At 67.3% G+C, this 25,275-nt stretch carries 17 protein-coding genes and 1 tRNA gene; 7 read left to right on the plus strand and 11 right to left on the minus strand.

Going from position 1 to position 25,275, the window contains the following annotated elements; translation table 11 throughout:
- Positions 1 to 19: 19 nt before the first annotated feature.
- Both AC5Y7E_RS18050 and AC5Y7E_RS18055 read right to left on the minus strand, forming a co-directional pair.
- Positions 20 to 922 carry a DMT family transporter gene (locus AC5Y7E_RS18050; protein ID WP_499915288.1) on the minus strand — a complete coding sequence of 301 codons (903 nt, stop codon included), beginning with the start codon at positions 920 to 922 and terminating at the stop codon, positions 20 to 22.
- A gap of 75 nt (positions 923 to 997) precedes the next feature.
- Entirely contained in the window at positions 998 to 3,385 is a 2,388-nt protein-coding gene (locus AC5Y7E_RS18055; protein WP_499950310.1) for an MMPL family transporter, read from the minus strand.
- A 207-nt stretch (positions 3,386 to 3,592) separates the two neighbouring features.
- Here AC5Y7E_RS18055 and AC5Y7E_RS18060 point away from each other — a divergent pair, with 207 nt between their 5' ends.
- Both AC5Y7E_RS18060 and AC5Y7E_RS18065 read left to right on the plus strand, forming a co-directional pair.
- On the plus strand, positions 3,593 to 4,831 hold the full coding sequence (locus tag AC5Y7E_RS18060) for a GNAT family N-acetyltransferase (protein WP_499915284.1): 1,239 nt from the start codon (positions 3,593 to 3,595) through the stop codon (positions 4,829 to 4,831).
- A gap of 207 nt (positions 4,832 to 5,038) precedes the next feature.
- A tRNA-Lys gene (locus tag AC5Y7E_RS18065) sits at positions 5,039 to 5,111 on the plus strand.
- A 69-nt stretch (positions 5,112 to 5,180) separates the two neighbouring features.
- Here AC5Y7E_RS18065 and AC5Y7E_RS18070 read toward each other — a convergent pair.
- Together AC5Y7E_RS18070 and AC5Y7E_RS18075 are read right to left on the minus strand one after the other, a co-directional pair.
- Positions 5,181 to 5,474 (minus strand): hypothetical protein, encoded by a 294-nt coding sequence (locus tag AC5Y7E_RS18070; RefSeq protein WP_499916674.1) that lies wholly within the window; start codon positions 5,472 to 5,474, stop codon positions 5,181 to 5,183.
- Positions 5,475 to 5,613: 139 nt separating this feature from the next.
- Positions 5,614 to 6,006 (minus strand): heme-binding protein, encoded by a 393-nt coding sequence (locus tag AC5Y7E_RS18075; protein WP_499950134.1) that lies wholly within the window; start codon positions 6,004 to 6,006, stop codon positions 5,614 to 5,616.
- A gap of 182 nt (positions 6,007 to 6,188) precedes the next feature.
- Here AC5Y7E_RS18075 and AC5Y7E_RS18080 point away from each other — a divergent pair, with 182 nt between their 5' ends.
- On the plus strand, positions 6,189 to 6,455 hold the full coding sequence (locus AC5Y7E_RS18080; protein ID WP_499915280.1) for a hypothetical protein: 267 nt from the start codon (positions 6,189 to 6,191) through the stop codon (positions 6,453 to 6,455).
- A 159-nt stretch (positions 6,456 to 6,614) separates the two neighbouring features.
- A complete protein-coding gene (locus AC5Y7E_RS18085) occupies positions 6,615 to 8,354 on the plus strand; it encodes a DUF3556 domain-containing protein (RefSeq protein ID WP_499950135.1) in 1,740 nt (579 codons plus the stop codon).
- Here the strand turns inward: AC5Y7E_RS18085 and AC5Y7E_RS18090 are convergent.
- Entirely contained in the window at positions 8,341 to 8,568 is a 228-nt protein-coding gene (locus AC5Y7E_RS18090; RefSeq protein ID WP_499916672.1) for a DUF3618 domain-containing protein, read from the minus strand. The two genes, AC5Y7E_RS18085 and AC5Y7E_RS18090, sit on opposite strands and share 14 nt — an antisense overlap.
- Before the next feature lie 104 nt (positions 8,569 to 8,672).
- Between AC5Y7E_RS18090 and bcp the strand changes: the two genes are divergently transcribed.
- Positions 8,673 to 9,146, plus strand: coding sequence for a thioredoxin-dependent thiol peroxidase (gene bcp / locus AC5Y7E_RS18095; protein WP_499915276.1), 474 nt, complete (start codon positions 8,673 to 8,675; stop codon positions 9,144 to 9,146).
- Here bcp and AC5Y7E_RS18100 read toward each other — a convergent pair.
- Complete coding sequence (locus tag AC5Y7E_RS18100; protein WP_499950136.1) at positions 9,143 to 10,510, minus strand: cytochrome P450; 1,368 nt, start codon at positions 10,508 to 10,510, stop codon at positions 9,143 to 9,145. The two genes, bcp and AC5Y7E_RS18100, sit on opposite strands and share 4 nt — an antisense overlap.
- 293 nt (positions 10,511 to 10,803) lie before the next feature.
- On the opposite strand from AC5Y7E_RS18100, the gene AC5Y7E_RS18105 reads away from it, so the two are divergent.
- Positions 10,804 to 11,358, plus strand: coding sequence for a DUF3060 domain-containing protein (locus tag AC5Y7E_RS18105; RefSeq protein WP_499950138.1), 555 nt, complete (start codon positions 10,804 to 10,806; stop codon positions 11,356 to 11,358).
- Between the two features lie 12 nt (positions 11,359 to 11,370).
- Here AC5Y7E_RS18105 and AC5Y7E_RS18110 read toward each other — a convergent pair whose 3' ends face one another.
- The 5 genes from AC5Y7E_RS18110 to AC5Y7E_RS18130 form a co-directional block, all read right to left on the minus strand.
- On the minus strand, positions 11,371 to 12,696 hold the full coding sequence (locus AC5Y7E_RS18110; protein ID WP_499950140.1) for a dipeptidase: 1,326 nt from the start codon (positions 12,694 to 12,696) through the stop codon (positions 11,371 to 11,373).
- A 144-nt stretch (positions 12,697 to 12,840) separates the two neighbouring features.
- Complete coding sequence (gene acpS / locus AC5Y7E_RS18115) at positions 12,841 to 13,239, minus strand: holo-ACP synthase AcpS (RefSeq protein ID WP_499950143.1); 399 nt, start codon at positions 13,237 to 13,239, stop codon at positions 12,841 to 12,843.
- A 28-nt stretch (positions 13,240 to 13,267) separates the two neighbouring features.
- Complete coding sequence (locus AC5Y7E_RS18120) at positions 13,268 to 22,540, minus strand: fatty acid synthase subunit beta domain-containing protein (protein ID WP_499950145.1); 9,273 nt, start codon at positions 22,538 to 22,540, stop codon at positions 13,268 to 13,270.
- Positions 22,541 to 23,070: 530 nt separating this feature from the next.
- Positions 23,071 to 23,793, minus strand: coding sequence for a DUF1906 domain-containing protein (locus AC5Y7E_RS18125; protein WP_499950147.1), 723 nt, complete (start codon positions 23,791 to 23,793; stop codon positions 23,071 to 23,073).
- Between the two features lie 49 nt (positions 23,794 to 23,842).
- Positions 23,843 to 24,271 (minus strand): hypothetical protein, encoded by a 429-nt coding sequence (locus tag AC5Y7E_RS18130; protein WP_499950149.1) that lies wholly within the window; start codon positions 24,269 to 24,271, stop codon positions 23,843 to 23,845.
- 98 nt (positions 24,272 to 24,369) lie between these two features.
- Here AC5Y7E_RS18130 and AC5Y7E_RS18135 point away from each other — a divergent pair, with 98 nt between their 5' ends.
- The gene (locus AC5Y7E_RS18135) at positions 24,370 to 25,206 is read left to right on the plus strand and encodes a helix-turn-helix domain-containing protein (RefSeq protein WP_499950150.1); all 837 of its coding nucleotides are present in this window, start codon (positions 24,370 to 24,372) and stop codon (positions 25,204 to 25,206) included.
- Positions 25,207 to 25,275: the final 69 nt, after the last annotated feature.

Here is a 25,275-nt window from a genome sequence, read left to right on the forward strand (position 1 = left end):
GAGCCCGCCGGGGCCCGTTCTACGCCGGCGAGCCGACCTCGTCGTGCCGCTGCTCGTCGACCATGTCGCGGGTGTTGACGGCCTCGACGCGCGCGAGTCTGACGATGGCCGCCGTCATCACCAGCGCCGCCGCCACCAGGGCGATCGCCCCGGCGCGACCGGTGTTCAGCGTCTCGCCGAGGACGACGACGCCAAGCACCGCCGCCACCACCGGCTGCGACATCTGCAGGGTCGGCATCGACGCCGTCAACGGACCCGCCCGAAACGCCGACTGACTCCACGCCACGCCACCCAGCGCGACCAGTATGCAGGCATACAGCTCCGGGGTCCGGGTCACCGCGGCCGCTCCCTCGCCGAGCCGGGCGACCACCTCTTTGGCGAGCACCGCGAAGACGCCCCACAACGACCCCGACGCGAAGGCGAACAGCGCCGCCGCCGCGGCGCCACCCCAGGTTCGGCCGGCCACGATGCAGCCGATCAATAGCGGCGCGAGGACAGCGGCCACCGCAGTCCAGGTTCGCAGGGAGGCGCCCGGATGCCCGGCCTGCGGGTTGCCCACGATCACGACCACGATCACCGCCGTGGTCAGCAACGCGGCCCATACCCACTCGCCTGCGGTCACGTTGCGGTGCAGGAACCTGGCGTTGATGGGCAGCGCGAACAGCACCGAAGACATCAGCAGCGCCTGCACCAACAGCACCGAGCCCTCACCGAGCGCCGCGGCCTGTAGCGCGATGCTCGCCACGAGAAGCAGTGCGCCCCACCACCATCGTCGATTTCGAAGCAGGCCGGCGAACAATTCGACCGAGCCGATCGCCCGGTCGGCGATGCAGTGCGCGGCGCGCTGCTGCAAGACGTCGCCGATCGCCACGCAAAGCGCAGAACTCAGCGCCAACAGTGCGGCGATATGCCATTGGGTCATAAATATCTCCGTCGATGTCCGGCAACTCAGGCACTAGTGATGCGAAAGTCCTTCCCTCACAGAGCATCTTGTTTATCAGCCGCGATCGGACGCGGCTCCGGCAGTCCACCTGCTGGCCACGGGCTCCCTGCGCGCATCGGCGTCCCAGCGGCCCCGGCCCACCGCAACGGCCTCGCCCTCGCCGGTCGCGGATCGGTTCCGCAACAACGCCGACCACTGGGGAGCCCACCACGTCCATCGGCCAAGCAGGTGAATGAAGGCCGGCACCAAGACCATTCGCACCAAGGTGGCATCGACGAGCACACCGAGCGTGAGTCCCAGGCCCAGCATTCGCATGAACGAGACATGCGCGGGGATCAACGCGGCGAAGGAAATCGACATCACCACCGCGGCGGTGGTGACCACCCGGCCGATGCCGGCGATGCCCAGCGCGGTGCTCTCGTCGGTGGCGGCGCGCGCTTCGGCCGCGGTCGGTGGCGTTCTGCGCGAGGCTTGCGATGCCAGCCAGTACTCGTGGATGCGCGAGACCAGGAACACCTCGTAGTCCATGGCCAGCCCGAAAGCGATGCAGAACAACAAGACTGGGATGTTGGCGTTCAGTGTCCCGTTGGGCGTGGTGCCTAGGGCGCCCAGGTGGCCGTCCTGGAAGATCCACACCATCGCCCCGAATGCCGCCGTTAGTGAGAGCACGTTGCACACCATTGCCTGCAGCGGCAGCACCGCGCTGCCGGTGAGCAGGAACAGCAGCGCGAAGGTGATGAGCGCGATCAGTCCGAACACCAGCGGCAGTCGCTTGGTGATCGCATCGACGCTGTCGCGGTTGATCTGCGCCAGTCCGGTCATCTCGACCGACCGTCCCGCCGGCCCGGCGACCTGATGCAGTCGGTCGAGTTGGGTGTTCGAGGCGCGCGAGTAGAGCGGCGCGGTGGTTTTCACCGTGAGAAATGCGCTGCCGTCGGCCATGCCCGTGGGGGCGGCGGGCGGCCCCGCCGGATTTCCGGCCACGAACGTCCCCGCCGGTGCGGTGACCGCGGATACGCCCGGCACCCGGGACAGCCGGGCGGCGTAGTGCTGCAGGTCGCCGGGCGTCACGCCGTGAGCGTCGGGGACGACGACGGACACCGAGGTCCCCAACCCGTTGGCGAAATCGTCGTCCAGCATGTCGGCGACCTGGCGCGCCGACGCCGATCGCGGAAGCACGCGTTCGTCGGGAAAGCCCCACTTCACGCCCAGGAACGGCACCCCAAGCAAAAGCAGCAGCGCGACGACGCTCAGGCCGACCGGCGTCGCGCGGCGCAGCACGAACTTGGTCGAGCGGTACCAGAACTGCGCCACCAGCGGCTTGTGCGCGTGGTCACGAAAGGGCCGCTGCCCGTGCAGAATTCGGTGCATCACTCTGCGAGCATCCATCGTGTCCAATCGGGGCCCCAGCAACACTATGGCGGCCGGGGTGACGACCACGGTCGCAATCGCGACGATGGCCGCGGTGGCCACGATGGTGTAGGCGGAAGACTTCAGGAAATACATCGGGAACAGCGCCATCACCGCCATCGACAGCCCCACCGTGGTGGCGGAGAACAGCACCGTCCTGCCCGCGGTCGCCATGGTCCGCATCAGCGCGTCGTGGCGGGCCATCGTCCGCATCAGCTCCTGGTTCCGGTCGCGGCCCTCGGTGCGCGCCAGCTCCTCGCGGTAGCGGGTGATGATCAGCAGGTTGTAATCGATGGCCAGGGCGAGGCCCATCGCGATGCTCAGGTCCAAGGCGTAGGTCGACACATCGGTGGCGAAGCTGATCAGCCGCAGCACCGACATTGTGCAGACGATGGCCAATGCGCCCAAGACGATCGGCATCGCAGCGGCGACGACTCCGCCGAGCACCCACACCAGCACTGCGAAACTCAACGGAATCGCGATGGACTCCATCAACAGCAGGTCGCGCTGGTTCTGGTCGTTGATCTGCGCGTACGCTACGGCCATGCCGCCGGCGCGCACCGTGACGCCGTCGCGGTCATGCACCAGGTCCTTCGTCAGCGCACGGGCGTATTTCTGCGCGTCGTTTTCCCCGCCCCTGAGGCCGGCCACGATCATTCCGGACTTGTCGTCCTTGCTGACCAGCTGGGCCGCGGCCGCGGGCGGCGACGTCCATGCTGACGACACGTTGAGCACCCATGGCGAACGTTTTAGCTGGTCGACGATGTCGGTACCGACCTGGCGCGCCTGAGCACCGCGGGCGCCGGTCGGCGCAGTCAGCACGATCAGCATCTGCTGATCGGTCTGGTTGAACTTGTCGCGAAGGGTGTCGCTCGCCCGGGAAGACTCCGACGTGGGGTCCTGGAAACCACCGCCGGACAGGCTGTTGACCACCGGCAGCCCCAAAATCGCGGCCCCCAGCAGCACCAACACGGCGATCGCGATGATGCGGCGCGGCGCGGCGATCGCAAGCCGGGTGATCACTTGCAGCATGGCGTATCGCCTACCCCAAACCGCGCGGGTTGACCCGCCGAGTATGGAATTGCTCACATCGGTGTCCTTGCGGCGCGTCGTCGGTGATCTCCGGGATCGAGGTTTGACCTGCTGGCGCTCGGGTATCGAATCTAAAAGCACACTTGGTACCTGGATTCGGCGTGCGCAGTGCCGGTTTGCCTGGGCTACAAGCAGATTGGATGTGCGATGGACGGTAAGGACGACGGCATCAATATCCGGCATCCCACCGAAGCGGACTGGCAGGCGGTTTTCGAGAATCAGGCCAGGACTTTCGGCGATCCGGTGGGCCCAGAAGACCTCGAGGCGTGGAGACGTCGAGTCAGCCTCGACAACATTTTGATCGCCGAGGATGTCTGCGATCCGGAGCATCCGAATCTGGTCGGAACGTCCATCATCTACCCCTCGCGGCTCACCGCACCGGGCGGCGCCCAGTTGCGGGTCGCTTGGCTGACGATGATCGCCGTTGCGTCAACGCATCAGGGCAAGGGTCTTTGGGCGCAGCTCAGCGCCCAGGGACTCGGAATACTGTTGGAGCGCGGTTATCCCATCGTTTGCGGCGTTCCGACGCAGACAGCGATGTACGACGGCTTCGGCGCCGGGGTGTCGAGCTACAGCCACACCTACTCCATTGACCGCCGCTTTGCGAAGTTGCGCGCCGCGCCGGGCCAGATTCGGGCGCGCGAGGTCAACACCGCCGAGGCGCGGCGGCAGCTGCCCGAACTCTACGAAAGGTGGTGTGCCGCAACCACTGGCGCGATCTCGCGCGACGACGAGTGGTGGGCCGACTACCTGGACGACCGAGCAACCCAGCGCGGCAACGGATCTGCGCTGCACTACACGATCCATCCGGACGGTTTCTTGACTTACCGGGTGGTCGGCTCGCAGCAGCATGCGTTCCGTCCGCCGCTTGGCACCGTGGTCGTCGAAGACTTCTGCCCCATCACCGACGAAGCGCATACCGAGCTGCTGCAGACGCTCCTGGTATTGGAGATGTTCTATCGCATCGAAATCGACGTAGCTCCTGACGATCCGCTACCGCTCAAACTCGTCGACCAACGCGCCGCTGAAACCAAAGGCGTGAGCGACTTTCTGTGGGTGCGCATCAACGACATTCCCGAAACGCTCGGCGCGCGCAACTATGCCGCCGATGCCGACATCGTGCTGGAAGTCACGGACCCGCTCGACCTTGCGGGAGGGACCTTTCAGCTGCAGACCCGCGACGGCATCGGGAAATGCACCCCCCACGAGGGCCCACCGGACATCAAGATCGGTCTGGCCGACTTAGCCACCATCTACATGGGGGCACACCGGGCGGCCCAGCTTGCCCGCGCCAACCGCATCACCGAGGTGCGCCAAGGAACGTTGGGTGAGCTGGACGCTGCCTTCAGCACCGACCGGTCACCGTACACCGGCACGGTGCTGTAGGCCGATCTCGTTGCGCGACAGCATTCTTCACCAGCACAAGGGATGGCGTGCCAAAAGTCGTCGGCGGCCCGGCGCTGGCCGACCAGGGCGACCTCGGACGTCTACCGGCTTGCTCGCCGCCGGGCCGCTATCCTGGAACGAGGTCGGGATTTCACTCCGTAGCGCAACGCCTGTTATTGTCGCCTACGCGGTCTCGACCGACCACAAGCGCCGTTAGCTCAGTTGGTAGAGCAGCTGACTCTTAATCAGCGGGTCCGGGGTTCGAAACCCTGACGGCGCACATCAGAGCTATTCACCGGGGTCCACCCCTCCACCAGGGGGCGGACCATCGGCCGGCGAAGTTGCGCTCTTAGAAGCACCCACTCACATGGATTCGCCGGCCGGCTCCCACGCAGACCCCTACCGGGGGTGGGGGTGGCGGCGGGGGCGGAAAATCCCCCGGCAACGGCGCGTAGGCGTCCGGCGGTGGGGCAAAGCTGTTGACCGTATCGGCAACGTTGGTACACCCACTCACCGAAACACGCCTGCCGGCGCTTGCGCATACGTCGGCGTGGGCCACACCGGTGGGCTCCACGACGGCATAGAGCTCAGGAATCGCCGTCAGAGCCAGCACCGCTATCCCCGCGACAGTCCAGGACCGCACAGACAATTTCATCGCGATCTCCTTTGTGTGACCGCCAGCTCCACTTGGCCCGATGGGCCAATGAATGAGCTGGGCAGCATTATATTTCTGTCACCGCACGGTCGACCCGAATTCGTCAGCAGAACCCGCGCCCTACCGGTCACGGGGTTACGCCGGGCTGGCCAATCAATGGAGTCCACTGACAGCGCTGCCTGATGTCGACCATCGGCTGACGAATGCCCTCCAGGTCGGCTTGCTCCTGCGGGTTCGCGCTGAAGTAATTCTGCACAGCGCCCTGGACCTGATCCTTGGGCTGATCCTGCAGGCCGGTGTAGAAATCGTTCACATCGGGGTGCAGAAACAGGTAGCTCGAAAGTGCCGTCGCAACACCGGCCGCGACACTGGCCACGTTTGCAGCTGTGCAGTCGGGCGGCCGTGGCGGGGGATCAGCTGCGGCGGTCGCCGCAGTAGCGCATAACAGTGTGCCGGTAACCGCGCCGGCGCCGACCGCGCTGAACAGCACCCGTCGCGGATCAATTTCTGACAGGAACATGACTGCCTCCTCCATCCGGTACTTAACTGGCCGCGACACGATGGCGGTCGATGCGCAGCTTCAGCTAATCAGAGTTGATGCTTCGTCACTGCGATACGGCGAATGGATCAAGCGAATTTCGTCGCACCGGCAATGGCCCGCGAGTCCTACCATCGCTCCGATGACCATTTCAGAGGAGACGTGTGAAGACTGAGCTGAAGTGGGTCGAGCCGCATGAGGGCCACTTCCAAGCCAGCATCGACGACCGCAGCGAGTATCGAGTCCACGCGGTCTCGACGGGCGGCTTCCGCGCCGAGCGCGTCGATGACGGCTTTGTGCACCACGACCTGGGCAGGGGCGGCACCGCCGCCGAGGCACAAGCGATCTGTCAGGACCTGCACACCCGGGCCATGCGACGCGCCGCCTGGGAGGCTTACATGGCCGAAAACGACCCGCCGGGCTGGGAGTAGCCGGTCGCCCGTTGTCGCGAGGCGTCACCATTTTCGGCGCACCATTTGCCGTCGTATCCCGCCGCAATAGCCGCTCTTGCAGGTAACTTTTTGCTGGCACCGATTGGCGCCGTCGGCGCCGATAGGCCCCGTGGGACACGCTGCGTCGAAGGAGCTGCAATGGGGTTCATCCGGCCCAACCTGCCGGTCGTCGACATGACCGAATGGAGCACGCGCTCACGCGCCGAACGGATCGTCCCGATGGCGCGCCACATCGCCGAGCACGGGTTCGGCACCCCACTGGTGATACACGTGATGTACGGCGTGAAGATCGCGCTGTACATCCTGGGCGGCTGGCTGTTCGCGTGGTCGACCTCCGGCATCGGCGGCTTCACACAGGTCGGCGCGTGGTGGTCGGAGCCGATCGTGTTCCAGAAGGCCGTGCTCTACACGATGCTGTTCGAAGTCATCGGTCTCGGCTGCTGCTTCGGGCCATTGGCCGGGCGCTACTTCCCCCCGATGGGATCGATCCTGTACTGGCTGCGGCCCGGCACCATCCGATTGCCACCCTGGCCCGCTCGGGTGCCGTTGACCAACGGCAGCAACCGCACCCCGTTCGACGCTTTGCTCTACGGCATTTTGCTGGTGCTGCTCGTGTCCGCGCTGCTGTCCGATGGCAGCGGGCCGATTCCGGCCCTGGACACAATGATCGGCGTGCTGCCTCGGTGGCAGACCGTCGCGATCCTTGGGGTGCTGGCGGCGCTCAGCTTGCGCGACAAGGTCATCTTCCTGGCAGCCCGTGGCGAGGTGTATGCGCCGCTGGCGCTGACGTTCCTGTTCGCCGGCGCGGACATCGTCGTCGGGGCCAAGGTCGTGTTCATGGTGATCTGGCTCGGCGCGGCCACCTCCAAGCTCAACAAGCACTTCCCGTTCGTGATCTCGACGATGCTGGCGAACAATCCGTTCATCCCGTCCGGCGCGCTCAAGCGGTCGATGTTCAAGCATCACCCAGACGACCTGCGGCCCAGCGCGTTGGCGGGCTTCATCGCGCATTTCTCAACCGCGGTGGAGGGTCTGGTACCGCTGGTGCTGCTCTTCTCACACGGCGGGTGGCCGACGGCGCTCGCCGCCTTCGTGATGATCGTGTTCCACCTGAACATCCTGCTGGCCTTCCCGATGGGTGTGCCGCTGGAGTGGAACGTGTTCATGATCTTCGGGGTGCTGTGGCTGTTCGTCGCGCACGCGCGCCTGGGGCTGTCGGACGTCGCCCACCCGCTGCCGATCGCCGTCCTGTTCGCGGTCATCGCCGGCACCGTCGCGCTCGGGAACCTGTACCCGCGCAAGGTCTCGTTCCTGCCGGGCATGCGGTACTACGCCGGGAACTGGGACACCACGCTGTGGTGCGTGCGGCCGTCGGCCGACGAGAAGTTCCGCGTCGGTTCGCGCGCCCTGGGCCCGATGCAGCACCTGCAGCTCGAGCGGTTGTACGGCAGCAAAGAGGAAACCCTGATCCCCCTGCACCTCGCCCTGGCGTTCCGGGGCATGAACACGCACGGACGCGCACTGCTGACCCTGGCGCACCGGGCCATGGCCGACTACGACGAGGACGATTACAACCTGTGCGAGGGCGAAGTCCTGTGCTCAATGGTTCTCGGCTGGAACTTCGGCGACGGGCACATGCACAACGAGTGCCTGATCGACGCGCTGCAACAACGATGCGGGTTCGAGCCGGGCGAGGTGCGGGTCGTCATCCTGGACGCCCAGCCCATCCACCGACAGCGGCAGGAATACCGGCTGGTGGACGCGGCGACGGGTGAATTCGAACGCGGCTACTGCGACGTCGACGACATGGCCACCAACCAGCCCTGGGCCGACGACATTCCGGTGTACGTCCAGACCGGTCGCGTCACCGATTCCTGACGCGGCGCACCGCCACCACCACTACGAGGGCCCCGACGCCGGCAAGCGAGGCCAGCACTACCGGCTTCTGCACGAATCCGATCACCCGGATTTTGATGTCGTCGGCGAGGCGCCGGGGGTTGGCCCGCTCGGCAAGCGAGTCGACGGTGGCCGCCAGCTGGTCACGGGCGACGTCGATGTCCTGCTTGATGGCTTCGGGGTCCCGGTCCGCCACTGTGTCCTCCAAGTCGCCCACTATCCAGCTCCTACACCTGCCCGAACTACCCTAGATCAGCTGGCGGTAACCCCGTCGCTCCGGTGAACAGAAAGGTGCTGACCTTGACCGAGACCACGCGGCTTGCTCCGGGTGATAAGGCGCCCACCTTCAGCCTGCCCGACGCCGACGGCAACAAGGTGTCGCTGGGCGACTACCAGGGGCGTCGTGTCGTCGTGTACTTCTACCCGGCCGCGTCGACGCCGGGCTGCACCAAGCAGGCGTGCGACTTTCGCGACAGCCTGGCCGAGCTCAACGGCGCCGGCCTCGAGGTCATCGGAATCTCCCCCGACAAGCCGGAGAAGCTCGCCAAGTTCCGTGACGCCGAGAAGCTGACGTTCCCGCTGCTGTCCGACCCCGACCGCAAGGTCCTGACGGCCTACGGCGCGTACGGCGAGAAGCAGATGTACGGCAAGAAGGTCACCGGCGTCATCCGCTCCACCTTCGTGGTCGACGAGAAGGGCAAGATCGCCGTCGCGCAGTACAACGTCAAGGCGACAGGCCATGTCGCCAAGCTTCGCCGCGACCTGTCGGTCTAGTCGCCGATGACGGCGGCCTCGGTGTATTCGGTGATCGGCCGCGCGATTCCTTGCTCGTCGCAGACCCGCTGCAGCTTCTCCAGCGTCTCGTCGATCCCCGGGCCAAGCCGCTTGCCGGGGGTGAAGATCGCCGGCAGGTGCTGCATGCCCTGGATCACGCCGATCGTCGGATAGTGCACCGTGCCCTCGGGGTCGCAGCGATAGTCGGGCATCCGATCGAGCACCGCCGTGAGCATCGACTTGAACACGACGCGCGCGACGTTGGAGCCGATGCAGCGGTGGATGCCGAGCCCGAAGCTGAAGTGCCGGTTGTTCTTTCGGCTCATGTCCAATCGATTCGGATCGGGGAACACCGCGGGGTCGCGGTTGGCCATCGCCCAGGACAGCCACAGGCGATCCCCCTCCTTGAACCGCGTGCCCGCGAGTTCGAGGTCGGCGGCGATCGTGCGACCATCGCCGGGCGCGGGCGTGAAGTAACGCAGGAATTCCTCGGTCGCCGAGTCGAGCAGCGTTGCTAAATCCCGCTTGAGCAGTTCGCGCTGCTCGGAATTCTCGCCCAGCCATTCGAGGGCATGCGCGGTCAGCGCCGTCGTCGTGTCGAAACCCCCGCCGATGATCAAGCCGAGCATTCCGAGCAGTTCGGCGTCGGGGGCGGGTTCGCCGTCGATCTTCAGTCTGGCCAATGCGTCCACTATGCCCGGGCGCGGGTTCTCGCGGATCTCGAGAAGGTGGTTGAACAGGTCCGCCCCCATCGCCATCGTCTGCTCCAAAACCCTTGGGGCGTCCGGGGAATCGGCGGGGGTGTACACGTTGGCGTGGGCCGGCTCGCAGTAGAGCTGCCATTTCTTCAGCGGAACGCCCATCATTGCCAGAGTCAGGACGGCGGGCACGACATTCGCGAGATCGTCGACGAAGTCGATCCGTCCGACTTCGATCTTCTCGTCGATGCTCGCCCGCACGATCTCGTCGACAAATGGTTTCCAGCGCTTGACGGCCGCCGGCGACAGGTAGGGGTTGAGGATGCCGCGGTAGGCGGAGTGCAGGGGCTCGTCCATTTCGAGCATGCCGCCACGGACGCCGGTGCCCTGCGGCAGCGTGGGGATTGTGATGCCCTTGTAGCCGGTGCCTTCGCCGGTCACGTCATGGTCGTTAGACACGTGCGGGCATCGAGCGAGCTCGAAGACGGCCCGGTTGCCCGCGGCCACCCAATGCCCGCCGTAGGTTTCGGTCCACGCCACCGGGCACCTGGCGTGCATGTCCTCGGTGATTGCGGTGAACCGCTCGCGGTACTCCGGGGTGTGGCGATCGAAGTGGTAACGGTTGGTGTTGCCGGCGTCTTCGGTCAGGGTGTCTTCCGTGCTCACGGTGGCGTCTCCTGCGGACGAGTGGCTGGATATAGAAGCAGTATGCGGCGCGACGGTCGATCTATACAGGCAATCCGGCTCGAATTGAGATCGGTAGCCGCAGGCGGGCGCGAGAATTCGCTAGTGGCTCGCCCGTATCGGGCGGCGGACACGGCAACACGAGTAGGACCCTGATGAACACACCTCGAGCCGGCCGACGCGCCCCCACCGGCACCCGGGTTCCCCTGGGCGTGAAAAGTCGCGATTTCGGCCCCACACCACCAAAACCCATCCGCAGAGCGGATTATTGAGCGATGAACCCGGAAGAAGACCCGGAGAAGCAAGACCCCGAGGAATACATACGCGAGCTGGAGCGCGGCGTCGGGCAGTCACCGGGTGCCGCGCCGCGCCCGTCCGGCACGTCGACCAGCGGCGGGGATGGTGGGCGTGCACGCGGGGTTACCCGGCGGCGGTGGTTTGGGGACGTCGCGAGGCTCTCGAATGCGCCGCGAGTATGGGGAATCTTGATGTGCGCGTTCGCCGCTGCGTTCGCGATCGCCGCTCTCGTGGGTCACTACTCCGGCACCACCGTGAACGGAAATCTCACGATGATCAATGGCGGTGCGAAGGACACGATCGACTGCAACGACGGAAACCTGAGGCTGGAAGGTGACAACAACACCTATACCGTCACCGGCCACTGTCGCAGGCTTGACGTCGCCGGAAGCGCAAATCACGTCACCGTCGACAGCGCCGACATCATCAGTATTTTCGGCGACGACAACGCGATGATCTACCACTCCGGGTCACCGACGATAAACAAGACCGGCAACAACAACATCGTGTCTCAACGCCAGAGCACCCGGTGACGGTGAGCCCACCTAGCCCAGGTTGGCCAGCAACAGAGCTTCGCTGATCGCGGCACGCTCGAGCACGCCCAGATGCAGGCTCTCGTCGATGCTGTGGGCTTGTGTCGCGGGATCTTCCACGCCGGTCACGAGGATCTTCGCCTGCGGGAACGCCTCGGCGAACTCGGCGATGAACGGGATCGATCCGCCCATGCCCATGTCGATCGGATCGGTCCCCCACCCTTGCCGGAACGCGGCCCGCGCCGCGTCGTAGACGCTGCCGGTTGCGTCGATGGCGTAGGGCTCGCCGACGTCGCCGCGGGTGACGCTGACGTGTGCGCCCCACGGCGCGTGCTGTTGCAGGTGGGCGGCCAACGCATCCAGGTGCGCCGCGGCGTCCCCGCCCGGCGCGACGCGCATGCTGATCTTGGCCCGGGCCCGTGGGATGAGGGTGTTCGAGGCTTTCTCGATGGGTGTGGTGTCGATACCGATCACGGTGATCGCGGGTTTGGCCCACAGCCGCTGCGGTGCCGAACCCGATCCGATCTCAGACACCCCATCGAGCAGGCCGGAGTCCGAACGCACCCGCTCAGGTGGGTAATCCACTGGGGCGGCGCTACTTTCGTGCAGTCCGGCGACGGCCACGTTGCCGTCGTCGTCGTGCAGGCTGGCCAACATTCGCACCAGCACGCTCAGCGCGTCGGGCACCACGCCGCCCCAAATGCCGGAGTGCAGGCCGTGGTCGAGCGTGGCGACCTCGACGACGCAGTCGACCATGCCCCGTAGCGTCACCGTCAGCGCCGGGACTTCGGTGCTCCAGTTGTCCGAGTCGGCGATGACGATCACGTCGGCGGCGAGCGCGTCGCGGTGGGCGGCCAGCAGCCGGCCCAGCGATGGTGACCCGGATTCCTCCTCGCCCTCGACAAAGACCGTGACGCCCACCGGCGGTTGACCGTCGTGCGCCCGAAATGCCGCCAAATGCGTTGCGATGCCGGCTTTGTCGTCGGCGGTTCCGCGGCCGTAGAGCCGGCCGTCGCGCTCGGTGGGCTCGAAAGGCGGCGACACCCATTGGCTGCGGTCGCCCTCGGGCTGCACGTCGTGGTGGGCATACAGCAGCACCGTCGGCGCGCCGGCAGGCGCGGGGTGGTGAGCGATGACCGCCGGCGCTCCCCCTTCGCTGACGATGCGTACATCGCCGAAACCGGCCTGCGACAACAGATCCGCGACGGCCTGCGCGCTGCGGTGTACCTCGTCGCGGCGGCCGGGGTCCGCCCACACCGATTCGATGCGCACCAGGTCTTCCAGATCGCGGCGCACCGACGGCAGCAGCTCGCGGACGCGCTCAACCAGATCGCTCATGGGATCGAGGCTAGTCGGCCCGCGCCGAGCTGAGGGCACCTCCCGCTCGCGGGCGTCACGCTGGCGTGACTCTCGGCGCCTGGCGTCACGCTGGCGTGACTCTCGGCGCCTGGCGTCACGCTGGCGTGACCCTCGACGCCAGCGCTAGTCGGCCGCCGTCTCCAAAATGGCCACCGCGGCGGCCGTATCCGCTTCGTGCGTCAGCGACACGTGAATGATCACGTCGGCCAGGTGCTTGGCGATGTCGCCGCTCAATCGAACCCGCGGGCGGCCCCACATGTCGGTGACGACCTCGATGTCACGGTGGATGTCCTCCCGCAGCACCGGACGCTGGGCGAACCGCGACCCCGACCAGGCCTTGATGACGGCCTCCTTCGCGGCCCAGCGGGCCGCCAGGTGACGCGCCGCCGACGAACTCTTGTCCGAGGCGTCGCGGCGCTCCCCCGGGGTGAACGTCTCGGAGAAGACGGTTCCCGGTTGATCGACCTGCTCGGCGAAATCAGGAATGGAGACGAGATCGATCCCCACACCGACAATTCCCATGGGTCGCCAGGCTAACGGATCGCCGACGTCATCCGGCGGAGACCCGGTAGGCCTCGCCGTCACCCAGGCGCGAGTCCGGGTTCAGCAGCATCGCGGCCTCCTGACGCTTCTCCGGCGCTTCGTTGTCGAAGCGCCGGTTCGGCGGCCGCTCATACATCGGCGCTCCACCGGCGATCGCCGACGCGAGCCGACGCTGACCGGCCAGCACGCGTGCGCCCGCGCGGCGCTGGTAGTCCGCACGCTGCTCCGGGTCGAGCGCGGCGACGAACGCCTGCGGGTGCACCAGCGCGACCAGCCCCGAAACATGGCCGAACCCAAGGCTGGTCACCAACCCCGCCTTGAGCGGGAACCTGTCCCCGAGCCGCAGCGTTTCGCGCACCCAGACGAAGTGGGCCGAGCCGGCCAGTTCGTCGTCGACGCAATCCAGGCTCCGGTTGGGCGGGATCACCCCGTCGCGCAGCATCTGGCAAAGGCCCATCATCTGGAAGACCGCCGCGCCGCCCTTCGCGTGCCCGGTGAGGCTCTTCTGCGACACCACGAACAACGGAGCGCCCTCGGAACGGCCCAGCGAGTCGGCGAGCCGCTCGTGCAGTTCGGTCTCGTTGGGATCGTTGGCCAGGGTCGACGTGTCGTGCTTGGACACCACCGCGACGTCGTCGGCTCCCACCCCGAGCTTGGCCAGCGACCGCGCCAGCATCGAATCCTTGCCGCCGCGACCGGCACCCAGCGCGCCGAGCCCCGGCGCCGGGATCGAGGTGTGCACGCCGTCGGCGAATGACTGCGCGTAGGCCACCACGGCCAGTACCGGCAGACCCATCTTGAGCGCCAGGTCGCCGCGCGCCAGCAGGATCGTGCCGCCGCCCTGCGCCTCGAGGAATCCCAGCCGGCGCCGATCGTTGGGCCGCGAGAACTTCGAGTCGTGGATGCCCCGGCCCCGCATCATGGAAGTGTCGGCGGTCGCCGCCATGTCACCGAAGCCGATGATGGCTTCCAGCGTCAGGTCGTCGAATCCGCCGGCGACCACCAGCTCCGCCTTGCCGAGACGGATCTTGTCGACGCCCTCCTCGACCGACACCGCCGCGGTCGCGCACGCGCCCACCGGGTGGATCATCGCGCCGTAGCTGCCGACGTAACTCTGAATGACATGCGCGGCAACGACGTTCGGCAGAACTTCCTGCAGGATGTCGTTCGGCTTGCTTCGGCCCAGCAGGTTGCCGTGGTACATCGTCTGCATCGACGTCATCCCGCCCATGCCGGTGCCCTGCGTGCTGGCCACCAGGCCCGGGTGCACCCACCGCATCAACTCGGCCGGGGTGAATCCCGACGACAGGAACGCGTCGACGGTCGCGACGATGTTCCACAGCGCCACCCGGTCGGTCGAGCTGGCCATGTCCTGACTGATGCCGAACACGGTCGGGTCGAACCCGGTGGGAATCTGCGCACCAACGGTCCGCGACAGCTTGGTCTTTCGCGGCACCCGAATCTCGGTGCCGGCCTTGCGGATGACCTGCCAGTCGCTGGAGTCGGGCACCGGCCGGATGACCGTGTGTTCCGGGTCGAACTCGACGAAGGCGCGCGCGTCGGTCTCCGAGGACACCACGAACGCGAAGTCCTTGTCCAGGAACACCGACACCAGCAGCGGCGCGGCGTGGTCGGGGTCGATCGCGCCGTCGTCGACGAATTCGCGGATGCCGCAACGCTCGACGACGGCGTCGTGGTAGCGCTCCACCAGCTCGGACTCATCGACCAGGTCACCGGATTGCGTGTCGTACCAACCGGGTTGGGGGTCGTCCTCCCAGCGAATAAGGCCAGTGGTCCAGGCCAACTCCAGGACGCCGGCCGCCGACAGTTCGTTGTCGACCTCCATCTCGAAGCGGGTCCGCGACGAGCCGTAGGGGCCCAGTTCCGCGCCACCGACGATGACCACCAGATCGGCCGGGTCGACGTCGAGGTCCGCCCATTCCGGCGGCGGCGCCGGGGCGAAGCCGCGCGGCGGGGACGGCAGCGCGGCAATGGTGCCCTCGGCCCCGGAGGCTTCGGCCTCGTCGTCCGATGCCGAGGTGGCTTGCTCGCGGGCCTTGGCGGCCAGCTCGGCCATGTCGAGGTTGGCCTCGCCCAGCCCGCCGGTCAGGTCCGCCTTGATCGGCGCGGCGGCCGCGGCGACCTTGGACTCGATGTCGCAAAGCGACAGCAACATTGCGGCCATCTCGTCGGTCGAGTATGTCGTGACACCGGCCTCCTCGACCGCGTCGACGATGGCATCGTTGTGGCCCATCAGCCCAGTGCCACGAGTCCAACCGATCAGCGCGTGCGCGAGGCTGACCCGGGCCGCCCACGAGGACTCGGCGTGCCAACGGCTCACCAGGGCGTCCAGCGCCGACTTGGCTTCGCCGTAAGCGCCGTCGCCGCCGAACATTCCGCGGTTCGGTGAACCCGGCAGCACCACGTGCAGCCGCGACGCGATGTCGCGCTCGGCGCCGATCTTCGACAGCCCGCCGATCAACCGCTGCACCGCCCACAGCAGCACTTTCATCTCCATCTCGGAGCGAGAGCCGGCCTCGGACAGGTCGCCCGCGACCCGCGGTGCGGCGAACGGGAACAACAGCGTGGGGGTCTGCGCGTCCTTGATGTGAATCGACTGCGGCCCAAGGCTTTCGGTCTGCTCGGTGCCCACCCACTCGACCAGCGCGTCGATGTCGGAGTAGGACGCCATGTTGGCCGCGACCACCCACAGGGCCGCGCCGAACCGGGCGTGCTCGCGGTAGAGGCCGCGGTAGAAAGCCAACCGCTCGTCGTCGAGCTTGGACGTGGTGGCGATGACGGTGGCACCGCCGTCGAGCAGTCGCCCGATCACCGACGCGGCAATCGAGCCCTTGGATGCGCCGGTCACCACGGCGACTTCGCTGCTGTACGGGCCCGGGTCCGGGTTCTCGGCGCCGGCCGCGATGCGGCCGTACAACGACGCGTGGATCTGACGGCCGGCCGACAGGGCCTTGCCCTGCCACCAGGTGGCCTGCGTGGCCACGACATGGCCTGCGCCCTCGAACCTTTCGGACAGATCGACCCACCGGGCGTCGATGTCGCCCTCGTCGCTCAGCCAGAGCTTGACCAGGTCTTCGCGCGCGCTGGCCCACCGGTCGTCGAACAGTACGGCCTTCTTCGGCTCGAACACCGGCGCCACCAGGCGTGGCCAGTCGGCGCCGAGTTCGGCGGTGACCAGGTCGATGAGCTCGGCGTCGGTGGGCGCCGGCGAAGCGGTGACCGGGTCGTCGAGGCCCAGCTGGTTGAGCACCAGGCGGGCCGCCGAGGCCAGCACACCGTCGCGGCCGGTGATCTGGTCGGTGAATTCGCCCAGCGCGGTGGCGTCGATGGTCGCTCCGCCACCGCCGCCCGAAGACGGCAGCGCAACCGCGATGCCACGACGCGCGGCGACGGAAGCCACCGCGGCATCGATCGCCTTGTCGACGGACGCGGCGTCGGCCAGCGCACCTTCGTGCAGGTGACCCATGGCGCCACCCCGGACGCTGGTCCCCTCGCGGGTCCCCAGTGCGACCTCGACCGTGACGTGCTTCGCCCAACCATCGCCCAGTTCCCAGGTCTTCTTGACCCGCTCGGCGATGGCCCCGGGGCGCTTGCCCGAGGGCCCCAGCACCGTGCGCAGCTGGTCGTTGATCGCGTCGGAAAGCACTGGGCCGTAAGGCTTGTAGGTGCGGGCCAGCTTGGTCACCTGCGCGCGCAACCCGGCCAGGTCGGCTTCGGCCGCGCCGTCGATGGCGCCCAGGTTCAGCTCCGAGCCCAGGTCCACCAGCAGCTGGTTGCGCCGCGACGACGCGCCGTCGGTGATGGATTCGATGGAGTCCAGCTCCTCGATCTGATCGATGCGCATCTTCGCCGACAGCGCGATCAGCGCGAGTGTGGCGTCGGCGGCATCGAATCCGATGTCGTCCGGTCGGGCCGCGCCCGACGGCGCGGTCGGCGCGGCGGCGGGGGCCGGTGTGGCCGCGGCCCCTTCCGGCGCTGACGCACTCTCGGCGGGCACCTCCGGCTCGTCCTCGGGCTCCGGCTCGGGGTCGGTGTCGGTGGCGAACAGCACCGCCGCGTCGCGCTCGGCGTTGAGCACTTCGACTGTGCTGTGGGCATATTCGGGCAGCTTGAGGGTGTTGGTGGCCAGGCCCGCGACGGTCGGTGCGGACTTCACACCGATCTCGACGAACCGCTCCACGCCTCGACCGCCGGCGGCCTCTTCGGTGAACAGCAGGTCCTGGGTTTCGATCCAGCGCACCGGGCTGGCGAATTGCCATGCCAGCAGCTCGATGAGGACGATGCGGGCCATCTCGATCCGGCGCTCGGCGAGCCAGGTGTCGTAGTCGGCGAGGATCGGGTCGAGCGGCTCGGCCGGCACCAGGTCGCGGATCTCCTGAATGAAGTCGCGGTCCAGGGTGAACGGACGCGGCACCAGGTTGGGGATGTAGCGCCCGATGATGACGTCGGGATCCTTGTCGCGCGGCATGACTCGGTCGAGCGATCGCCGGAACTCCGCCACACCGACCCGCAACACCCGCGAGTGGAACGGCACGTCGATACCGGGCACCAAAATGAACGAGCGCTTGCCGCCGGTGATCTTGCGGCGCCGCTCCACCTCGGCCTCGAGCTCCTCCAGGCCGCGCACGGTGCCCGCGATCGCATACTGCGACCCGCGCAGGTTGAAGTTGACGATCTCAAGGAACTCACCGGTATTCGCCGCAATATCGGCGACGAATTCCGGAACCTCGTCGTCGGGCAGATCGATCTGCGACGGCCGAATGGCCGCCAAGCGATAGTTGGACCGGCCCAGCTCGTCGCGCGGCACGATGTCGTGCATCTTCGATCCGCGGTGAAACACCGTCTCCAGCAAGGCTTCCAGCTCGTAGATGCCGGTCACGCAGGCCAGCGCGGTGTACTCGCCGACGGAGTGACCGCAGGCGATCGCGTCTTCGACGAAGGCGCCTTGCTCGCGCATCTCGGCGACCTGCGCGGCGGCCACCGTGGCCATCGCGACCTGGGTGAACTGCGTCAGGTACAGCACGCCCTCGGGGTGGTTGTAGTGCACACCGCTGGCGATGATGCTGGTCGGGTTGTCGCGCACCACATGCAGAACCGAGAAGCCCAGCGTGTCGCGGGTGAACTTGTCGGCTTTGTCCCACACCTTGCGGGCGGCCTTGGACCGGGCCCGGACGTCCATGCCCATGCCCTTGTGCTGAATACCCTGCCCGGGGAACGCATAGACCGTGCGCGGGGCCGCCAGGCGTGCCGTCGCCGACATCACCAGATCCGATCCGATCTTGGCGGCGACCTCCAAGACCTCTGCGCCCTGGTCGATTCCGACCCGCTCGACGCGGAACGCGACCTCGTCGCCGGGACGCACCATGCCCAGGAACCGGGCGGTCCAGCCGATCAGCCGCGCCGGCGGGCGCGCCTGACCATCGGTGGCGGTCACCGCGTGCTGAGCGGCGGCCGACAGCCACATGCCGTGCACGATGGGCGAATCCAGGCCGGCCAGCAGCGCCGCGGCCCGGTCGGTGTGGATGGGGTTGTGGTCACCGGAGACCACCGCGAACGGCCGCATGTCGACCGGGGCGGTGATGGCGACGTCGCGGCGGCGCCGACGCGGAGTGTCGGTCGCGTTTTGCGAGACCGCACCACCGGCGCGCGTCGGGTCCGTCAGTTCGGCGGCGCCGGTGCGTCCTAGGATCGCGAAACGCTCCTGGAGGGTGGCGATCACCTGACCGTCGGTGTCGGCGATGGTGACCGAGACGGGGACGACGCGCCCCATGTCCGTGTCGAGGGCCACCGAAGCCGTTGCGCTGATTGTCAATTGGGCCTGGGCCTTCGGCAGGTTGCCGGTCATGTGGGCGGCATGGTCGAGATGCACCAGGCTCAACAGGCCCTCGACGACCGGCACACCGGCTTCGGTGACGGCCGAGCCGATCGCCGAGAAGACGGCGGGCCAGCACGGCCCGACGAGTGCGTCGGGGACGGTGGTGAGGCTGGGCGCCAACGGTTCTCCGAAAGTGGCCGTGACACCGGTGTGGTCGGCGACGCGTTCGGGGTCCCAGTCGACCGTGACGGTTGCGGTTCCGTCGGTGACGGCAGGCAAGAACTCCGGCCCGTCGACGCCTGCGGCGATGGCCAGCACCGCCCGCATGGCCGTGGCGGCATCATCTGTGGAGACCACCGGGGTGGCGCCGTCAACAGTGTTGGGCGGCAACGTGAATGGGATGTCGATCCACGTGCCCGATATGGGAACGCTGAGCACGACTCGGTCGTCGTCGACCTTAAGCTGCGCCCCGGTGGACGAATGTGTGGCGCGGCGGCTCTCGGGCCCGTCATGCACCAGCCAGTCGGAGGGATCGGCGATCCGATGGACCGGGTTGGTCGCGGTGCGGCCCGCCCATTGGACATCGGGGGCGTCCAGCACGACGGCCAGCGGCCCGGTGACGTCGGCGCGGCCGGTCCGGCGGGAGGTGACCGCGGTGGGCTCCACCCCGGCGGCGAGCGCCTCCTCGATGGCCGCCTGCTCGAAGCGGTCCAGCAGTTCACCGACGGGCTCGTCCATCCGGGTGATGCCGGCCACGGCGGCGGTACCCGGAATGATGCACACCTGATCGGCGTCGTAGCGCGCGTCGTGCGCCTGCCACAGCGAATCGCTGCGCCACCAGCGCCGCACATCCTTGTCGATCACCGGCACGAAGTTGACCGGCTTGCCCAGCAGCTTGCACAGCGAGACGAAGAACGGGACATCGGCCGGGTGCAGCTGCACACGTTCGGCGTCGGGGTAGTGCGCCAGCAGGGTGGCGATTGCCTCGGAAGGATTTTCCAGCAGCCGCGCGCCGTCGTCGGTGGAGCCGTCGAACAGCGTCTCGATGGGACCGAAATCCTGTGTGTGCAAACGCGCCTCGGCCCGCTGCAGCATCTGCTCGAAACGGTCGCGCCAGGTGTCGGCCAGCCATGGGCTGCCCGGCGACGCGGTGTCTGCGGTGGAATCGCCGTCGCCGATGGACAATTCGACGTAGCGCTGCAGCCACTGTAGGTAGGTCATCTCACCGGCATCGCCGAAGTACGGCTTGGCGGTGTTGGCCATGGCCGCGATGATCTCGTCGCGGCGCTCCGCGACCGCGTCGGCGTCACCGGCGACCTCGTCGAGAAGCCGGCCGCACCGCGACGCGCTGTTGTCGATCTCGTGAATGTCCGCACCGAGCTGGCTACGGCTGGAAGCCATTCCGCCGGAGGCTTTTCCGGCGCCGATCCACTGATCGGTACCCTGCGTTTCGACCAGCATCCGCTTGACCGACGGCGACGTGGTGGCCTCCTTGGCCGCCATCGCCGCGGTGCCGACCAGGATGCCGTCGATCGGCATCAGCGGGAAGCCGTACGCCTGCGCCCAGCGCCCGGACAGGTATTCGGCCGCCCGCTCCGGCGTGCCGATGCCACCGCCGACGCAGACGGTGATGTTGGAGCGCGACCGCAACTCGGAGTAGGTCGCCAGCAGTAGGTCGTCGAGGTCTTCCCAGGAGTGGTGGCCACCGGCGCGTCCGCCCTCGATGTGCGCGATCACCGGCTTGGTGGACACTTCGGTCGCGATGCGGATGACGGAGCGGATCTGCTCGACGGTGCCCGGCTTGAAGACGACGTGACTGATGCCGACCTCGCCCAGCTCCTCGATGAGGTCGACCGCGTCCTCGAGGTCGGGGATGCCGGCGCTGATCACCAGGCCGTCGATGGCCGCGCCGGACTGGCGCGCCTTCTGCACCAGCCGCTTGCCGCCGACCTGCAGCTTCCACAGGTACGGGTCCAGAAACAGCGCGTTGAACTGGTAGGTACGACCGTCCTCGAGCAGCCCGGACATCTGCTCGATGCGGTCGGCGAAGATCTCCTCGGTGACCTGCCCGCCGCCGGCCAGCTCGGCCCAGTGTCCGGCGTTGGCCGCGGCGGCCACGATTTTGGCGTCCACGGTGGTCGGGGTCATGCCGGCCAACAGGATCGGCGAGCGGCCCGTCAGCCGGGTGAATTTCGTCGACAGCTTGACCCTGCCGTCGGGCAGGCGAACCAGCGTCGGAGCGTAGCTGGACCAGGCCCGCGCCACCTCGGGGACGGCCCCGACGGTGAACAGGTTGCGCTGCCCGCCGCGGGTCGCCGCGGGCACGATTCCTACACCCAGACCGCGGATCACCGGCGCGGTCAACCGGGTCAGGATGTCGCCGGGCCCCAGGTCGAGAATCCAGCGCGCCCCGGCATCGTTGACCCGGGTGATCTCCTCCACCCAATCGACCGGACGCACCAGGATCGACTCGGTCAGCTGCCGGGCCAGCCCGACGTCCAGGCCGACCTTCTCGGCCCAACCGCCGACGATGTCGATGCCATCGGCCAGCCGGGGCGTGTGGAAGCCCACCTCGACCTGCACCGGATCGAAGACCGGCGCGAAGACGTCACCGCCGCGCAGTTTGTTCTTCCGGTCGGCTTCCTCCTTCTCCGAGATCTGCTGGCAGTAGAGCTCGAACCGGGAGAGCTGTTCGGGGGTGCCGGTGATGACGACCGAGCGGCGGCCGTTGCGGATGGACAAGACGGGCGGCAACACGGTGCGCACGTCCTGTGCGAACTCGTCGAGCAGCCGGCCGATGCGTTCGGGATCGGCGTTGGTGACCGACACCATCGGCGGGCGGTCGCCAAGCACCGAGATGCCGCGCCGACGGGCCACCAGCGTCCCGGCCGCACCGATCAGCTGGGCCATTGCCAGCAGCTCGACATCGCGGCCACCGCCGGCCTTCAGCGCCTCGACGGCGAGCACACCTTGCGAATGTCCTGCGACGGCGACCGGCGGTGTCGCCTTCAGGTCCATGCCTTGCCGGGCCAGCGCACGCACGGCCGCGATCTGGGTGAGCAGCACGCCCGGGATCGACACCGCGGCCGAGGTGAGGTGCTTGTCCGACGGGATCGGATCCTCGGCCGCCAGCGCACGCACCCACGACAGCGGCTCGAAGCCGATCGGTCGCACCACGACCAGCTCTTTGGCCACCGGTTCCAGGAGCAGGTTGACCTCGCCCGCCAGCGTTGCCAGTTCGCACTCGATCCCTGCCGACGACACCAGTTCTTCGAGGGTCTCCAGCCAGGCGCTGCCCTGGCCGCCGAATGCCACGGCGTAGGGCTCACCGGCCGTCAGCCGGTCGACCAGAGCGAGGGCGTCCCCGGCGTGGGGGTTCTGACTCCCCTGCGGGCCGTGCCCGTCGCGGTCAGCGGACACCCGATCGTGCTCGTGGATCGTCACCTTGTTGTCTCCCCTGTATGCGTCTTTAGGTCTCGTTCGTCTGGCGGTTCACCACCGCAGGGCGGGGTCCTGTCGATGCGGCGTGGTTCAGCGTCGAATCACTAACCGGGAAACGGCCGGCCGATGTGTTGTCGGCGAACCGCGCGGGCGGCGCGACGGACTCCATCGGCTGTACTAAGAGTGTCATAAGGATCGGCCCTCGTTTTGCGTGCTGATCGGTTACTGGTGAGTTCTACGCATGGGTAACCGTGTCCTGGGTAACACGCGATTTCACCGGCGGCGCGGAGCCGATTCACAAACCCGCTGCATGCAGGTGGTTACGGTCGAGTAGCTATAACTGCGCAGATCAAAGCTGTCTTGTTATCGAATCGTTACATAAAAATTTTTGGTCGCAAAGCGTCGTCGCGGCGCCGTCGGCCGCGGCTGACCGCGATCGGCCGCCCGCGCGCGTCTGAAAAATGAGCGAACGAGTGTTTGCTGGAATTTTTAAGAACGGGAGTCTCGGCCGCGCCCGGCGACGGCATCGGCCGCTAGGCCCACTGGCCGAATTCCGGCTTGAGGATCTCGTTGATGTCCACGCCGACCCCTCCGACGCTGCGTTTGTCGATCTCAACTTGGTGCAGATGGGCTGCCGGGTGGGCGTAACCCTTGGGTGAGCCCCAATTGTGCTGCCAGAAGTAGGAGCCCAACCCGTCATGCAGCGCCCAGTCGATGGTCTTCGAATTGGCGTACACGCCTGTGCGCTGATGGCCGATCACCGATTCCCACGAGCGCAGGTAGGGCGCCACCTGGCTTTTGTACTGCTCATAGGACGGGTCGTCGTCGATCGAGGCGTAGATAGGCGCGGTGGCGGGCCCGCCGGCCGCGGCGTGCAGCTGCATCCCCCGCTGCGCGTGCTGCAGGCCGGCGTTGGCACCGCCCAGCCAGTCCGCGGTGCTGGCCTTGCCGTACTGATAGCAGGACACGATTTTGAGCCCGTTGCTGTCGAGGTCGCGCGCTTCGCTGACCTGAATCGGTTTGCCGAGCATCCAGTTGCCGCCGGGCCGCCGATCGGAAACGTACCGAATCGACCCCAGTGCGCCGGCCGCCCGGATCTGGCTGGCCGGGATGACTCCGGCCGCGTAGTCCAGCAGAGTGCCGAGCGACGCCGATGCCCTCGGGACGCTCAGCGACGCGCCCGCGACGCCCGCGCCAAGCAGGGCCGGGGTCGCGGCCGCGATTTTGAGCAAATCGCGACGCGAAACGGATAACACAAGCCACAGAGTACGACAAACACCTCAGATACCACATTGATCACACGGGTCACAGGTGCGTCCCAGTGCCACATCGGCGCTGAAGCGCGCCCGCCGCGCCCAACACCGCATAGGGACCGGTCACCGCCATCAGGCTCAGCAGCGAGCGAATCTTGGGGTCGCCACGCTTGAGGCGTCTCAGCTCCATCAGGGCGTTGACGTTGTCGAGCGTGTCCACCATCAGGCCGATCCGTTGCCAACGCCGGCGGTTGGGCTCGTCACTACCGAGATAACCGACACCAAGTGCCAGGGCGCGGGCGCCGAAAATGCGGATCAAATACTTGAGCTCCGTGGACAGCATGTGGTCGGGCACTCCGTTCATGCGAGTCTGAGAAGCCGGGTAGGCAAATGCGGTGGCGCCCAACAGGATCCGCCCGACGGCGGCCGCGGTGAATGCCCGGCGCAGAACCCTGGGTTGCGGAGCCGATGTGCGTGTCACTGTGGTGTTCATAACTGCAGTTTTCGCCGCCGACGTAAGTGTGTCGATTACCTTCGAGGTAATGGTTCACCTTCGCGCACCCGCGTTAGGTTCGAAATATGTCCGCGGGGATAGCGGTGCGCGAGTGGCGCACTCGCCGGCGATTGAGCCAGATGGAACTTGCGCATCAGGTCGGTGTCTCGCCTCGCCACCTCAGCTTCGTCGAGACCGGCAGGGCCAATCCCAGCCGCGCTCTGTTGCTGCGCATCGGCGAGTCGCTGGATCTTCCGCTCGCCGCGCGCAACCGCCTGCTGCTCGACGGCGGCTACGCACCCGTGTTCGGCGAGCACACCCTGGATGCCGAACGGATGAGGCCCGTGAAGGCGGCCGTCGACTCGGTGCTGGCCGGCCATGCCCCGTATCCGGCCATCGTCACCGATGCGTGCTGGAACCTGATAGCCGGAAATGTCGGTTGCGTCGTGCTCGCCGAGGGCGTTGACCCGGAGTTGCTGCGCCCGCCGATCAACGTCATGAAATTGTGCCTGCATCCGCAGGGATTGGCGCAGCGACTACTCAACCGCGCCGAGGTGCACTCGGCGATCATCGGTCGGGTTCGCCGGCACGCGCAGGCCACCGCGGCACCCGACATCCGCCGTCTTTACGAGGAGCTGTCGAGTTATCCGGCGCCCCGGGAAGTCCAGCGCGGCGAGCGGACTGGCGAGCTGTATGTGCCGTTTCGAATGGTCACCCTGGACGAAACCGAGCTCCGGTTCGTCAGCACCATCGCGACCTTCGGTAGCCCGCTCGACATTTCGGTGGAGAGCCTGATCATCGAGTCGTTCTTCCCTGCTGACCCTGCCACCGCCGATTACCTGCACAACCTCGACAGCGATCAGCGTGTGCGCGCGATCGCGCGGCGATACCCCCAGGTGCTGCCCTTCCTCGGGTCCCGCTGACGCGCCGGGGCGGCGGTTGGCCTTATTTTATTGTCACTATAAAGTTAGTAAAGTTATCGACAGCGCTTG

The organism is Mycobacterium sp. NGS17 (genome assembly GCF_059813205.1).

Coding starts and splice junctions, on each gene's coding strand:
- AC5Y7E_RS18110 (WP_499950140.1), bottom strand. CDS start 12,696: ATGAGCGATCTGGTTGAGCGCGTCCGCGAGCTGCTGCCGTCGGTGCGC.
- acpS (WP_499950143.1), bottom strand. CDS start 13,239: ATGGGAATTGTCGGTGTGGGGATCGATCTCGTCTCCATTCCTGATTTC.
- AC5Y7E_RS18075 (WP_499950134.1), bottom strand. CDS start 6,006: ATGTTCCTGTCAGAAATTGATCCGCGACGGGTGCTGTTCAGCGCGGTC.
- AC5Y7E_RS18050 (WP_499915288.1), bottom strand. CDS start 922: ATGACCCAATGGCATATCGCCGCACTGTTGGCGCTGAGTTCTGCGCTT.
- AC5Y7E_RS18060 (WP_499915284.1), top strand. CDS start 3,593: ATGGACGGTAAGGACGACGGCATCAATATCCGGCATCCCACCGAAGCG.
- AC5Y7E_RS18135 (WP_499950150.1), top strand. CDS start 24,370: ATGTCCGCGGGGATAGCGGTGCGCGAGTGGCGCACTCGCCGGCGATTG.
- AC5Y7E_RS18085 (WP_499950135.1), top strand. CDS start 6,615: ATGGGGTTCATCCGGCCCAACCTGCCGGTCGTCGACATGACCGAATGG.
- AC5Y7E_RS18105 (WP_499950138.1), top strand. CDS start 10,804: ATGAACCCGGAAGAAGACCCGGAGAAGCAAGACCCCGAGGAATACATA.
- AC5Y7E_RS18055 (WP_499950310.1), bottom strand. CDS start 3,385: ATGCTGCAAGTGATCACCCGGCTTGCGATCGCCGCGCCGCGCCGCATC.